9 protein-coding genes and 1 riboswitch are annotated in these 14,265 nt (G+C 69.7%); of the genes, 5 read left to right on the top strand and 4 right to left on the bottom strand.

The window, feature by feature from the left end; all coding sequences use genetic code 11:
* The first annotated feature begins 7 nt into the window (after positions 1 to 7).
* The 4 genes from nuoL to recQ all read left to right on the top strand — a co-directional run bounded on the left by nuoL (position 8) and on the right by recQ (position 7,424).
* Positions 8 to 1,921 (top strand): NADH-quinone oxidoreductase subunit L, encoded by a 1,914-nt coding sequence (nuoL, locus tag OHT51_RS18195; RefSeq protein ID WP_328879990.1) that lies wholly within the window; start codon positions 8 to 10, stop codon positions 1,919 to 1,921.
* A 5-nt stretch (positions 1,922 to 1,926) separates the two neighbouring features.
* Complete coding sequence (locus OHT51_RS18190; RefSeq protein WP_328879989.1) at positions 1,927 to 3,498, top strand: NADH-quinone oxidoreductase subunit M; 1,572 nt, start codon at positions 1,927 to 1,929, stop codon at positions 3,496 to 3,498.
* The gene (nuoN, locus tag OHT51_RS18185; RefSeq protein WP_328879988.1) at positions 3,495 to 5,144 is read left to right on the top strand and encodes an NADH-quinone oxidoreductase subunit NuoN; all 1,650 of its coding nucleotides are present in this window, start codon (positions 3,495 to 3,497) and stop codon (positions 5,142 to 5,144) included. The genes OHT51_RS18190 and nuoN overlap by 4 nt, the downstream gene beginning before the upstream one ends.
* A 261-nt stretch (positions 5,145 to 5,405) precedes the next feature.
* The gene (recQ, locus tag OHT51_RS18180) at positions 5,406 to 7,424 is read left to right on the top strand and encodes a DNA helicase RecQ (protein WP_328884359.1); all 2,019 of its coding nucleotides are present in this window, start codon (positions 5,406 to 5,408) and stop codon (positions 7,422 to 7,424) included.
* 42 nt (positions 7,425 to 7,466) lie between these two features.
* On the opposite strand, the gene OHT51_RS18175 is transcribed toward recQ, so the two are convergent.
* Together OHT51_RS18175 and fahA are read right to left on the bottom strand one after the other, a co-directional pair.
* Positions 7,467 to 8,405, bottom strand: coding sequence for a M56 family metallopeptidase (locus OHT51_RS18175; RefSeq protein WP_328879987.1), 939 nt, complete (start codon positions 8,403 to 8,405; stop codon positions 7,467 to 7,469).
* A gap of 189 nt (positions 8,406 to 8,594) precedes the next feature.
* On the bottom strand, positions 8,595 to 9,815 hold the full coding sequence (gene fahA / locus OHT51_RS18170; RefSeq protein WP_328879986.1) for a fumarylacetoacetase: 1,221 nt from the start codon (positions 9,813 to 9,815) through the stop codon (positions 8,595 to 8,597).
* A 324-nt stretch (positions 9,816 to 10,139) separates the two neighbouring features.
* On the opposite strand from fahA, the gene OHT51_RS18165 reads away from it, so the two are divergent.
* On the top strand, positions 10,140 to 10,970 hold the full coding sequence (locus OHT51_RS18165; RefSeq protein WP_328879985.1) for an HAD family hydrolase: 831 nt from the start codon (positions 10,140 to 10,142) through the stop codon (positions 10,968 to 10,970).
* A 34-nt stretch (positions 10,971 to 11,004) separates the two neighbouring features.
* Here OHT51_RS18165 and OHT51_RS18160 read toward each other — a convergent pair whose 3' ends face one another.
* A complete protein-coding gene (locus OHT51_RS18160; RefSeq protein WP_328879984.1) occupies positions 11,005 to 11,769 on the bottom strand; it encodes a transglycosylase SLT domain-containing protein in 765 nt (254 codons plus the stop codon).
* A 5-nt stretch (positions 11,770 to 11,774) separates the two neighbouring features.
* Positions 11,775 to 11,949: riboswitch (cyclic di-AMP (ydaO/yuaA leader) on the bottom strand.
* 280 nt (positions 11,950 to 12,229) lie between these two features.
* Positions 12,230 to 14,239 carry a CocE/NonD family hydrolase gene (locus tag OHT51_RS18155; protein ID WP_328879983.1) on the bottom strand — a complete coding sequence of 670 codons (2,010 nt, stop codon included), beginning with the start codon at positions 14,237 to 14,239 and terminating at the stop codon, positions 12,230 to 12,232.
* Positions 14,240 to 14,265 lie beyond the last annotated feature (26 nt).

The following is a 14,265-nucleotide window of genomic DNA, read 5'->3' as shown; positions in this document are numbered from 1 at the left end:
AAGAATCGTGGAGAACCTGATTGCGCTGCTGATCGCGGCGCCATTGCTCGGAGCGGCCCTCCTGTTGTGCGGCGGCCGGCGTCTCGACGCCGTCGGACAGTGGATCGGCACGCTCCTGTCGTTCGTCTCCTTCGTCTTCGGCGTGATCCTCTTCGCCGATCTGCTGGGCAAGGACGCCGAGAGCCGGACCCTCACCCAGCACCTGTACAGCTGGATCCCGGTCGAGGGCTTCCAGGCGGACGTCGCCTTCCGCCTCGACCAACTGTCGATCACGTTCGTGCTGCTGATCACCGGCGTCGGCTCACTGATCCACCTGTACTCGGTCGGGTACATGGAGCACGACGAGCGGCGCCGCCGCTTCTTCGGCTATCTGAACCTGTTCCTCGCGGCGATGCTGCTGCTCGTCCTCGCCGACAACTACCTGCTGCTGTACGTCGGCTGGGAGGGCGTCGGTCTCGCCTCCTACCTGCTGATCGGCTTCTGGCAGCACAAGCCCAGCGCCGCCACGGCCGCGAAGAAGGCCTTCCTGGTCAACCGCGTCGGCGACATGGGCCTGTCGATCGCGATCATGCTCATGTTCCTGTGGTTCGGCACTTTCGCGTTCGGACCGGTGCTCGGCACCGGCGAGGAGGCCGGGCTCGCCGCCGACACGAGCGAGGGCAGGCTCACCGCCATCGGCCTGATGCTGCTGCTCGCCGCCTGCGGCAAGTCGGCCCAGGTGCCGCTGCAGTCCTGGCTCGGGGACGCGATGGAGGGCCCGACTCCGGTCTCGGCCCTCATCCACGCCGCGACGATGGTGACCGCGGGCGTCTACCTGATCGTCCGCTCCGGGGCCATCTTCAACGCGGCGCCGGACGCGCAGCTGGTCGTCACCATCGTCGGTGCCGTCACGCTCCTCTTCGGTGCGATCGTCGGTTGCGCGAAGGACGACATCAAGAAGGCGCTGGCCGGCTCGACCATGTCGCAGATCGGCTACATGGTCCTCGCCGCCGGCCTCGGCCCCATCGGCTACGCCTTCGCGATCATGCACCTGGTGACCCACGGCTTCTTCAAGGCCGGGCTGTTCCTCGGCGCCGGTTCGGTCATGCACGGCATGAACGACGAGGTGGACATGCGCAAGTACGGCGCTCTGCGCAAGTACATGCCGGTCACCTTCGTCACCTTCGGCCTCGGCTACCTCGCGATCATCGGCTTCCCCGGTCTGTCCGGCTTCTTCTCCAAGGACAAGATCATCGAGGCGGCGTTCGCCAAGGGCGGCACCGAGGGCTGGATCCTCGGCGGCTGCGCGCTGCTGGGCGCGGCCATCACGGCGTACTACATGACGCGCGTGATGCTGATGACGTTCTTCGGCGAGAAGCGCTGGCAGCCCGACGAGAAGGGCAACGAGCCGCACCCGCACGAGTCGCCCAAGGTCATGACGATCCCCATGATCGTGCTGGCCGTCGGGTCGGTGGCCGCAGGTGGGTTCTTCAGCATCGGCGAACGCTTCGTGCACTGGCTGGAGCCCATCACCGGGTTCGAACACGGCCACCCGCCGATCAGCGCGGGAGTCGTCACCGGCGCGACCGTCGCGTGCATGGTCATCGGCGTCGCCATCGCCTACGGCCAGTACGGCCGCCGGCCGGTCCCGGTCGTCGCCCCGCGCGGGTCGCTGCTCACCCGGGCCGCTCGGCGCGACCTGCTCCAGGACGACTTCAACCATGTCGTCCTCGTGCGAGGCGGCGAACACCTCACGCGCTCCCTGGTGTACGTCGACCACACCCTGGTCGACGGCGTCGTCAACGGCACGGCGGCCTCGGTCGGCGGTCTGTCCGGACGGATGCGCAAGCTCCAGAACGGCTTCGCGCGGTCGTACGCGGTCTCGATGTTCGGCGGTGCGGCGGTCCTCATCGCCGCGACCCTGCTGATGAGGGCGGTCTGATACCGATGTCCTTTCCTCTGCTGACAGCTACGGCGGCGCTCCCGGCGATCGGGGCGATCGCCACGGCCGCCGTACCGGCCGCCTGGCGCACCGCCGCCAAGTGGCTGGCGCTGCTCTTCTCACTCGCCACGCTCGCCCTCGCGATCACCGTCCTGGTCCGTTTCGACCCGGACGGTGGCCGCTACCAGCTCACCGAATCCCACGCCTGGATCGCGGAGTTCGGGGTCCGCTACGAACTCGGCGTCGACGGCATCGCGGTGGCGCTGATCGCGCTGACGGCGCTGCTGATGCCGTTCATCATCCTCGCGGGCTGGCACGACGCCGACCCGCTGGAGACCGGCAGCAGGCGCTGGCGGCCCACACAGGGCTTCTTCGCCCTGATCCTGGCCGTCGAGGCGATGGTGATCCTCTCCTTCGAGGCCACCGACGTCTTCCTCTTCTACATCTTCTTCGAAGCCATGCTCATCCCGATGTACTTCCTCATCGGCGGCTTCGGGGACCGTGCCCACGAGCACGGCGAGAAGGTGGCGGCGACGCAACGGTCGTACGCGGCCGTGAAGTTCCTGCTCTACAACCTGGTCGGCGGTCTGATCATGCTGGCCGCGGTGATCGGCCTGTATGTGGTCGCCGGGAACTTCAGCCTTCAGGAGATCGCCGAGGCCCGGGCCAACGGCACTCTCGACATGGCGACGAACACCGAACGCTGGCTGTTCCTCGGCTTCTTCTTCGCCTTCGCCGTGAAGGCGCCGCTGTGGCCGCTGCACACCTGGCTGCCCAACGCGATGGGGGAGGCCACCGCTCCGGTCGCCGTCCTCATCACCGCTGTCGTCGACAAGGTGGGCACCTTCGCGATGCTCCGCTTCTGCCTCCAGCTCTTCCCGGAGGCAAGCAAGTGGGCGACACCCGCGATCCTCGTACTGGCGCTGATCAGCATCATCTACGGGGCTCTGCTCGCGGTCGGGCAGCGGGACATCAAGCGGCTGGTGGCGTACGCGTCGATCTCCCACTTCGGCTTCATCATCATGGGCATCTTCGCGATGACCAGCCAGGGTCAGTCCGGCGCGACGCTCTACATGGTCAACCACGGTATTTCCACCGCCGCGTTGATGCTGGTGGCCGGCTTCCTGATCTCCCGGCGCGGCTCGCGGCTCATCGCCGACTACGGCGGTGTGCAAAAGGTCGCCCCGGTGCTCGCCGGCACCTTCCTGATCGGCAGCCTGGCGACCCTGTCGCTGCCGGGCCTGGCGCCCTTCGTCAGCGAATTCCTGGTCCTGGTCGGCACGTTCACGCGCTACCCGGTGATCGGCATCATCGCCACCTTCGGCATCGTGCTCGCCGCGCTCTACACACTCGTCCTCTACCAGCGGACGATGACGGGCCCGGTGAAGGCGGAGGTCTCGGCGATGCCCGACCTCAGGGTGCGTGAACTCGTGGTCGTCGCCCCGCTGGTCGCCTTGCTGATCTTCCTGGGCGTCTACCCGAAGCCCCTCACGGACATCGTCAACCCGGCGGTCAAGCAGACCATGTCCGACGTACAGAAGAAGGACCCCCAGCCAGAGGTGGAGGCCGCCAAGTGAGCGCATCAGCTGTCCACAGCCTGTGGACAACCGCGGCCGATCCGATCTCGAAGATCGACGCACCCAAGATCGAGTACGGACAATTGTCGCCCACCTTGATCATCGTCGGAGCGGCGATCATCGGGGTACTGATCGAGGCGGTCGTCCCGCGCAAGTCCCGTTACTACGCGCAGGTGTTCGTCTGTGTCGTGGCGCTCGTCGCCGCCTTCGCCGCGGTCGTGGCGCTCGCAGCCGGCGGATACGCCACCACCAAGGCGGGCATCGCCGCGATGGGCGCGATCGCCGTCGACGGACCCGCCCTCTTCCTGCAGGGCACGATCCTGCTGGCGGGCCTGGTCGGCCTGTTCACCTTCGCCGAGCGGCGACTCGACCCCGAGGCCCACGGCAACCGGGTCGACTCCTTCGCGGCGCAGGCCGCGTCCGTGCCGGGCAGCGACAGTGAGAAGGCCGCCGTCAAGGCCGGGTTCACCACCACTGAGGTGTTCCCGCTGCTCATGTTCGCCGTCGCCGGCATGCTGATCTTCCCGGCGGCCAACGACCTGCTGACGCTGTTCATCGCGCTGGAGGTCTTCTCGCTCCCGCTGTACCTGATGTGCGCGCTGGCCCGCCGCAAGCGGCTCATGTCGCAGGAAGCCGCGGTCAAGTACTTCCTGCTGGGCGCCTTCGCTTCCGCGTTCACCCTGTTCGGCATCGCGCTGCTGTACGGGTACGCGGGTTCCGTGTCGTACGCGACGATCGCGCAGGTCGTCGACGGTACGGTCCCGGACGTCACCCCGGCGCTCGCGGACACGATGGGCAACGACGCGCTGCTGCTCGTCGGCGCCGCGATGATCGTCATGGGCCTGCTGTTCAAGGTGGGCGCAGTGCCGTTCCACATGTGGACGCCCGATGTCTACCAGGGCGCGCCGACACCGGTGACCGGGTTCATGGCGGCGGCGACGAAGGTGGCGGCGTTCGGCGCGCTGCTCCGCATCCTCTACGTCGTGCTGCCAGGCCTGCGCTGGGACTGGCGGCCGGTCATGTGGGGCGTCGCGATCGTCACCATGCTGGGCGGTGCGATCGTCGCGATCACGCAGACCGACATCAAGCGGCTGCTGGCGTACTCGTCGATCGCGCACGCGGGCTTCATCCTCGCGGGTGTCATCGCGACCACGCCGGACGGGGTGTCGTCCGTTCTCTTCTACCTGGCCGCCTACTCGTTCGTGACGATCGGGGCGTTCGCGGTGGTGACGCTGGTGCGTGATGCCGGCGGTGAGGCGACGCACCTGTCCAAGTGGGCCGGTCTGGGCCGTCGTTCACCCATGGTCGCGGCCGTGTTCGCGGTGTTCCTGCTGGCCTTCGCCGGCATCCCGCTGACCTCCGGCTTCGCCGGGAAGTTCGCCGTGTTCAAGGCGGCGGCGGAGGGCGGGGCGGGCCCGCTGGTCGTGGTCGGTGTGATCTCGTCCGCGATCGCGGCGTTCTTCTACATCCGCGTCATCGTCCTGATGTTCTTCAGCGAGCCGAACCCGGAGGGGCCGACGGTGGCCGTTCCGTCACCGCTGACGATGACGGCGATCGGGGTGGGCGTGGCGGTCACGCTGGTGTTGGGTGTGGCGCCGCAGTACTTCCTGGATCTGGCCGGCAATGCGGCGGTGTTCGTGCGCTGACCTGGCGCACGACTGTAGGGCGGTGGCCCGGCTTCCCTCGGGGGGATGCCGGGCCACCGCGATGTGGTGGGGCCTGCGGTGGGGTGGGGGCCGCGACGTGGTGGGGCCCGCGATGCGAGGGGGCCAGCCGTACCGATAGCTCAGGGCTATCGCTCGCTCACGGACCGGTGAACGGTGAGCCTGTGGATAACTCCGGCGCTGTCGGTGGCGACCCCTATCGTGGAGGCAGTGGTCGAGGGTCGACGTACGGGGGACACGGCGATGGGTGCGACGGGCGGGATCAGCGAGATGCCAGGGGTGAGCGAGGTGGCACAGGCCGGTGACGGCGAGGTGCTGGCCGCGCTGCAGCGGGTCTTCGGCTACGAGGCCTTCCGCGGCGAGCAGGAAGCCGTCATCGAGCATGTGGTGGCCGGCGGCGATGCCGTCGTGCTCATGCCGACCGGCGGCGGGAAGTCGCTGTGCTACCAGATCCCGTCCCTGGTCAGACCGGGTACGGGCATCGTCGTCTCGCCGCTCATCGCCCTGATGCAGGACCAGGTGGACGCGCTGCGGGCGCTCGGGGTGCGCGCCGGGTTCATCAACTCCACGCAGGACTTCGACGAGCGGCGCGTGGTGGAGGCGGAGTTCCTCGCGGGCGAGCTGGACCTGCTCTACCTGGCGCCGGAGCGGCTGCGGGTCGAGTCGACGCTGGACCTGCTGTCACGCGGCAAGATCGCCGTGTTCGCGATTGACGAGGCACACTGCGTGTCCCAGTGGGGGCACGACTTCCGCCCGGACTACCTGGCCCTCTCGCTGCTCGGCGAGCGCTGGCCGGACGTCCCGCGCATCGCGCTCACGGCAACGGCCACGCACGCGACGCACCAGGAGATCACCCAGCGGCTGAACATGCCGACGGCCCGGCACTTCGTGGCGAGCTTCGACCGGCCCAACATCCAGTACCGGATCGTGCCGAAGGCGGACCCGAAGAAGCAGCTGCTGAGCTTCCTGCGCGAGGAGCACGCGGGCGACGCCGGCATCGTCTACTGCCTGTCGCGGAAGTCCGTGGAGGCGACGGCCGAGTTCCTGAGCCGCAACGGCATCGAGGCGGTGCCGTACCACGCCGGCCTGGACGCGGGCACGCGCGCGGCGCACCAGTCCCGGTTCCTGCGGGAAGAGGGGCTGGTCGTGGTGGCGACCATCGCCTTCGGGATGGGCATCGACAAGCCGGACGTGCGGTTCGTCGCCCACCTCGACCTGCCGAAGTCGGTCGAGGGCTACTACCAGGAGACGGGCCGCGCCGGCCGTGACGGACTGCCCTCCACGGCCTGGATGGCCTACGGCCTCAACGACGTCATTCAGCAGCGCAAGCTGATCCAGTTGGGCGAGGGCGACGAGGCGTTCCGGCGCCGGGCGGCCTCCCACCTGGACGCGATGCTGGCGCTGTGCGAGACCGCGCAGTGCCGGCGCGGTCAGCTGCTCGCCTACTTCGGCCAGGACCCCGATCCGACGGGCTGCGGCAACTGTGACACCTGCCTGACCCCGCCGGAGACCTGGGACGGCACCGTCGCGGCGCAGAAGGTGCTGTCGACCGTGGTGCGGCTGCAGCGTGAGCGGGGACAGAAGTTCGGGGCGCTGCAGATCGTCGACATCCTGCTGGGGCGGCGCACCGGCAAGGTGATCCAGTTCGATCACGACCAGCTGTCCGTGTTCGGCATCGGCGAGGAACTCGGCGAGGGCGAATGGCGAGGCGTCGTCAGGCAGTTGCTGGCGCAGGGGCTGCTCGCGGTCGAGGGCGAGTACGGCACGCTCGTGCTCACGGAGGCGAGCGGGACGGTGCTGCGGCGGGAGCGGGAGGTGCCGCTGCGGAAGGAGCCGAAGAAGCCGGTCACCTCGCGGTCGGCGTCGGGTTCCGCCGGGTCCGGGCGTGGCGAGCGCAAGGCGAAGGCCGCGGTGGCCGAGCTGCCGGAGGCGCTGGTGCCGGCCTTCGAGGCCCTGCGTGCCTGGCGTGCCGAGCAGGCTCGGGAGCAGGGGGTTCCGGCGTATGTGATCTTCCATGACGCGACGTTGCGGGAGATCGTGACGGTGTGGCCCGCGTCCGTGCGTGAGCTCGGGAGCATCGGCGGTGTCGGTGAGAAGAAGCTGGCCACCTACGGAGAGGGCGTGCTCGAGGTGCTGACCTCGGTGCGCGGCGAGTCCAATGCGGGGGCGGCGGCCGAGACCAACCGGGGGTCCGGGACCCATGACGGGGCGGACGACTGGCCCGAGATGGAGCAGGAGCCGGAGCCGGAGGACTGGGCCTAGGAAGAGCCACCCGCGCGTGCGAGCGCTGCTCGGCGACGACGGTCAGCTCAACGCCGTCAGCCCCGGAGCGAACGTGATCAGGAGCGGGAGAAGGGGTACCAGCGCTGCCAGCGTCGTGGTGAGGGCCCGGTTGCGACGGCCCAGACGTGGGGGTGGCTGCAGGAGGCGGTTGACGCGTTCGCCCAAGAGGCGGTTGGTGGACGCGCAGGACAGGACGCCTCGGTGCTGGTTGAGCTCGATCAGGGCCAGCGCCGTCGTCAGGTGACCACAACGGCGTGAGGCCGTGTCGTCTGCGGCCAGTTCGACCAGGCGGTGGGTCTGGTCGCAGAAGTGGGCGAACAACGGGATGTGGGGGAATCCGGTGGCAAGCGCGGTCGAGAGGTGCAGCAGCCAGTCGTGGTGGGCCCGGGCGTGGCCGCGCTCATGGGTGAGGACGGCGTCGAGCTGGTGGTCGGTCAGGCGGTGCAGGGCACCCGTCGTGACGATCAGCTGGGGCGGACTGCCCGGCATCCACCAGGCGTCGGGGTACTCGTCCTCCAGCACCAGCAGCGGGCCCCGCGCCGAACCCAGGCCGGCCGGCAGGTCGGGGGCGCGTTCGAGCAGGTGGTCCCTTGCCTGGCCGCGCCGCCGACGGGCCTCGACGAGTTCGCGGGCCAGCATCGCCGTCGTCCAGGCAGCACCCCCGGCCAGCAGCAGCGTGAGGGCCACCGCCCACACGGGCGCGGCCGAGAGGTCGTACGCCTCGGTCACCGACGGTGGCGCCGGAGCGAAGAGCTGGGCGCGTACGGTGCCGAAGACCGCGGCGGTGCCCAGGGCCAGGGCCGTCAGGCAGCACAGCAGGACCGTGGCGACCAGGCACTGCCACACCCAGAGCGCGACCACGGGTTCCCGTTCGGGCCAGGAGGCCCGGGTCAGCGCCTGGGGGACGGGTACGGCGGCCGTCAGAGCGACGATGCTCAACAGGAGCAGGCAGACGGTCATGCCAAGGGCTCCGGATCCTGGTCAGGGAAGGTGCGAGGGCGGCAGTGCGGGGCGGTGGGCCACGAACGCCGGTTGCGGCTCGGTTCCCACCGCCAGTCAGTATGACGGTGACCATCGCAGGAGTCAGGGGGAAGGACACAGTTGACGGTTGGGCCGCCGCCCGGCGTCACTGCAAAACGACCCGTCCCGTCACGACGCCACGACCCGTCCCGTCACCTCCCCCAGCCCGACCCGGACCCCACCAGGACCCGGGGCCCAGGCGGACAGGGTCACCACGTCGCCGTCCTCCAGGAACGCTCGCTTGCCGTCCGGGAGTTCGAGAGGGTCCCGGCCGTTCCAGGTCAGCTCCAGGAGTGAGCCGCGCTCCCCTTCCGTCGGGCCGCTGACCGTGCCCGAGCCGTACAGGTCACCGGTGCGCAGGGAGGCGCCGTTCACGGTCATGTGGGCGAGCTGCTGGGCGGCCGTCCAGTACATGGTGGAGAAGGGCGGCTCGGAGACGACGTGGCCATTGATGGCCACGGAGATACGCAGGTCGTAGCCGCCGGGCTCGGCTTCGGGGCCGGAGTCGTCCAGGTACGGCAGCAGGGGGTGCGTCCGCTCCGGCGGCGCCACCCGCGCCTCCTCCAGCGCGTCCAGCGGGGTGATCCACGCCGACACCGACGTGGCGAAGGACTTGCCGAGGAACGGGCCGAGGGGGACGTACTCCCAGGCCTGGACGTCGCGTGCCGACCAGTCGTTGAGCAGGCACAGGCCGAAGACGTGCTCACGGAAGTCGCCCAGCGTCACCGGCTTGCCCATCTCCGAGGACGTGCCGACCACGAAGCCGACCTCTGCCTCGATGTCGAGGCGGACCGACGGGCCGAAGACGGGCGCCGGGTCAGTGGGCGCCTTGCGCTGGCCGGACGGACGTACGACGTCCGTGCCGGAGACCACGACCGTGCCGGCGCGGCCGTGGTAACCGATCGGCAGGTGCTTCCAGTTGGGGGTGAGCGAATCCTCGGCGTCGGGGCGGAAGATCTGGCCGACGTTCCGGGCGTGGTTCTCGGAGGCGTAGAAATCGACGTAGTCCGCGACCTCGAAGGGGAGGTGCAGGGTGACTGAGGACAGAGGGTGGAGGAGGTCCGCGATGGCCTCCTGGTGCGCCGGCACCGTCACCCAGGCCGTCAGTGCGCGCCGTACGTCCGACCACGCAGTGTGGCCCGCGGCGAGCAGCGGGTTCAGGGAGTCCTGGGCGAGCAGCGGGGCGTACGGCGAGCCGAGCGCGTAGGCCGCCCTGCCCGCGTCGAGGACGTGGTCGCCGAGCCGGACGCCGACCCGTCGCGCGGAGTCCGAGCCGGGAAGGGAGAAGACGCCGTACGGAAGGTTGTGCGTGCCGAAGGGGTCGCCCTCGGGGAGATCGAAGGGGGGCATGGGGTGCTGCCTCACTCTCATACGCTCCGTGCCATGTGGTCGGGCCACACGTTACGGGTGAGACGAGGGTCTTGGGCAGTACGGAACTCGCGTCGTCGGGGCCGGCGAATCAGCAGGTCGCCGCACTCGGCCACGTCGACGAGACCTGAGTCGGTGCCGCCGAGGAGCTCGCCGGCACCACGTGGGAGTGAAATCGCCACAAGTAAAAGGAAGTTGCCCGGGTGGAATCAGAACTGGAACCGGAACAGGTGTCAACACATGTGAACACAGCAGCCGTCCGGTTCGAGTCGAGTCGATGGGGCCTCCTGTCCGTATTCTCTGATCATGGCCCGACCCATCGCATATTCACTCATCGCCACTGACCTGGACGGGACGCTGCTCCGAGGCGACGACACGCTCTCCGACCGTTCCCTCGACGCGCTCGCGCAGGCGGCGGCGGCCGGTGCGCAGCACCTCGTCGTGACGGGCCGGCCGGCGCCCAGAGTGCGCCCGCTCCTCGACGTCCTGGGCAGCCGGGGGCTCGCGGTGTGCGGACAGGGCGCGCAGTTGTACGACGCCGGAGCGGACTGTCTGCTGTGGTCCATCACCCTGGACCGGGAGTTGGCGGAGACCGCGCTCGGCAAGATCGAGGCCGAGGTGGGGCAGGTGTACGCGGCCGTCGACCAGGACGGCGTGGACGGCCTCACGCTCATCGAGCCCGGGTACCTGATGCCGCACCCCACCCTGCCCGCCGTACGCGTCCGGCACCGCGACGACCTGTGGTGCGAGCCGATCAGCAAGGTGCTGCTGCGCCATCCCACCCTGTCCGACGACGAGTTGGCGGCGACGGCGCGGTCGGTGGTCGGGTCGCTCGCGACGGTCACCATGTCGGGGCCCGGGACCGTCGAACTCCAGCCATGCGGCGTCACGAAGGCGACCGGTCTCGCCCTCGCCGCCGAGCATCTCGGTCTGGGGGCGCACGAGACGATCGCCTTCGGGGACATGCCCAACGACATCCCCATGTTCGACTGGGCCGCCCGCGGGGTGGCGATGGCCAACGCGCATCCCGAACTCAAGGCGGTCGCCGACGAGATCACCCTCTCGAACGAGGACGACGGCATCGCCGTCGTCCTCGAGAGGCTGTTCGCGGGGCGCCTGGCCGACTTCGCCCAGTAGGGCACGTCGTCGGACCAGGCCCCCGCGCCAGGGCCTAGTAGGGGCCGTTCACGTTGTCGATCGAGCCGTAACGCGCGGCCGCGTAGTTGCACGCGGCCGTGATGTTCGCGACCGGGTCGAAGGGGTCGTACACCGTCCCCGGCACGTGGTACGACGCGAAGGTCGGGTCGATGACCTGGAGGAGGCCCTTGGACGGCGTGCCCGCGACGGCGTTGGAGTCCCAGTTGTTGATGGCCTGGGGGTTGCCGGACGACTCGCGCATGATGTTGCGCTGAATGCCCTCGTACGAACCCGGAATTCCGTTTTGCGCCATGATGTCCAGCGCGTTGCGGATCCAGCCGTCGAGGTTGTTCGGGTACGTCTTCACGGAGGACTGGGTGGCCTTGGCGACGTTGGACTTCTTGGCGGGCGCGGACGCCTTGTCGGCCGACTTGTCCGGCGAGCTCGCCTTCTTCGTCGCCCGGACCTCCAGGTCGAGGCCGGGGTGGATCAGACGGGGGTCGTCGCCGATCGCCTTGCGGTTGTCCTTGTAGAGCTGCTTCCAGCCGCCCTGTGCGTCGTACCGGTCGGCGACGCCGTAGAGCGTGTCGCCCTTCTTCGTGGTGTACGTGACGGTCTTGGCCTTCACGGCGGCCTGGGGAGCGGCCTGCGCGATGGTGGGGGACTGGGCCGGCTGTGCGGCGCTCGCGGTGGTCGCGCTCAGGAGCGGGATGGCGAGGGCGGCGGTGCCGGTGCCGGCTGCGATGACGTGCCGGGTGAGCGGGCTGGTGCGGGGGCGGCGGTGTTTGCCTCGGGGCATGGCGCTGTTCCTCTCCGGCGCCTGCGAGGTGAGCTGTCGGGTTCGGGCGGGAGATGCCCGGTCGCGCCGCCGTGTGGCGGTGCGACTTCACCCCGAGCCGGTTCGGTGCGCCATCAAGGCGTCCGGTCCGGCGACTTACCTGGGTCCCCCGCTCCTGCCGTGCGTGAGTGAGTTGCGTGGGTGGGTGACTCGGGCGGCGGCAGGATTAGGCGTCCGCCCGACTGAGCGGGAACGTATGCGAGAGCACATGCCCGGAACAAGTGCCGTGGTCACCTGTCGGCCGGTTGACCATGGTCTGGTGCGAATGGGGCGCTTGATCCTTTGCGGTTGCCAAGCCTCAACTTGCTTTTGAAGCAAGGGGAGACGCGGGTGCGTCGAGGCGGCGCGTGACCGCGTGCGAGTGACCCAACTCACTGGCATCCACAAGAGCGGCAAATCGGGCAATGAATCCAACTCGCCTTTAACCGGCTGTCCGTGGAGTCCGTTTCTCCCATGTCCGGTGGAAAAGTACCTCTTCGCCCTCCAGGCAGATCACCTCGTTGGAGGCGACGAAGTCATGCAGGTCGCAGCTGATCTCCGAGCGCGTCCGCACGGTCGCGTCCCACCCCAGCTCCGGCCGGTGCAGGCGGATCGACCACTCCGAGCGGGTGCGGGCCGACAGGGGGTCCCACTCGTTGATCGTGTACGTCTCCAGCGCGTCCTCGGTGAACTCCAGGCCGTCGGGGTACACGCGCGTGCCGCCGTACCGAGGGTCGACGTCCAGGCGCCACTCGCCCTTGGCCACGTCCCGCACGACGAGGCGCTCGGGGCGCGGCTCGTCCAGCGTGATGGGGGAGTTCACGCCGAGCGGTTCCGCCTGCTCCGGTTCCTCGAGGGTGATCGCTGTGTCGTCTGCTGACCCGTCCAACGCACGTGCGCGTACCGGAAGTTCCAGCGAGCTTCCCGACGGTTCCAGGCCGAAGCCCGCCGCCGAGTCCGGCTGGGGCCAGATCCACGGCCAGTACGCGGAGGAGACGGCGAGGCGGATGCGGTGGCCGGGCGGGAAGGCGTGGCCGATGCCGTTCAGCTCGAAGGTCACGTCCTCGGTGGCGCCCGGCTCCCACGGCACCGCGCGGTCCCGGCCGTGGCGCGCCGACAGGTTCAGCACGCCCCGCGTGACCAGGGTCGAGGAGCCGTCCGGTGCCACGTCGCAGAGCCGGGCGACGACCTGCCCGCGCGGTACCTCCGACGTCAGCCGCAGCCGCACCTTCGGCCGCCCCAACACCCAGGTCTCCTCGCCCACCTCGAACTCGAAGCACGCCGACCGTGCGTCCTCCTCCCGCTGGTCCGGCGGCAGGTCGGCGTCGTTGCCGAAGGGGAAGAAGCGGCCGGCGTCGATCCCGGTGTGCATGGGGGAGCGGACGAGGACGGGGGCGCCCTGGAAGGCGTACGTCACCGCGCGCACGTGCGGAGAGGGCCAGGCCGGCTCGCCGACCCAGCGGCCGGGCAGCGTGGGGTACACCGTGGCCGGGCGGTGCGAGTCGCTGACGTACGAGCGCAGCAGGGGCTCGGCCATGACGCCCGTGTCCTCGTCCTTCAGCCAGTGGTCCCACCAGCGCAGCGTCTCCTGGAGGAAGCCGATCGCCGGGCCCGGCGGCAGGCCGCGGTCGGGGTACTGGTGCGACCAGGGGCCGATCAGGCCGCGCACGCGGTCCGCCGGCAGGTGCTCGACGAGACGCAGGACGGTGTCGCGGTACGGGTCGTGCCAGCCGCCCACAGCCAGGACGGCGGCGTCGATCGCGCCGTAGTCCTCGCAGACGCTGCCGTGGCGCCAGTAGTCGTCGCGCGTCTGATGGCCGAGCCAGGTGTGCAGGAACGGTTCGACGGCCTCCAGCCGCTTGAGCCACATCTCCCGCCAGGCGTCCCCGACATACTGCGGGTCCGGCGGGCGGGCGACGAAGGCGAGCATCGTCGACGCCCAGGCGTGCATGTCGACGGCGAGGACGGAACCTCCCATGTAGTGCACGTCGTTGTCATAGCGATCGTCCGCGGAGCAGACCGTGACGATCGCCTTGAGCGGTTCGGGCGCGAGGGCCGCGATCTGGAGGGAGTTGAAGCCGCCCCAGGAGATGCCGAACATGCCGACGCGGCCGTTGCACCAGGGCTGGGCCGCCAGCCAGTTGACCACCTCGACCCCGTCGGCGAGCTCCGTCGCCGAGTACTCGTCGGTCGGCATGCCCTCGCTGTTGCCGTGACCGCGGATGTCGACGCGCACGGAGGCGTAGCCGTGGCCTGCGTACCAGGGGTGGCGCTGGTGGTCGCGGGGTGCGGTCCAGTCGGACAGGCGATACGGCAGGTACTCGAGGAGCGCCGGTACGGGCTCGTCCGTCAGGGGGCGCCACACGCGCGCGGACAGCAGGGTCCCGTCCGGGAGCGGGATGCGGAGGTCGTCGTGAGTCGTCTCGTAGGGGAAGGACGTACGGATGTGCATGAGCGGGATCCCAGTGGCTCGGTCGG

The sequence above is a fragment of the Streptomyces sp. NBC_00299 genome (assembly GCF_036173045.1).
In the GTDB taxonomy this organism is placed as follows: Bacteria; Actinomycetota; Actinomycetes; order Streptomycetales; family Streptomycetaceae; genus Streptomyces; species Streptomyces machairae.
This window is presented reverse-complemented; position numbering and strand designations above follow the sequence as displayed.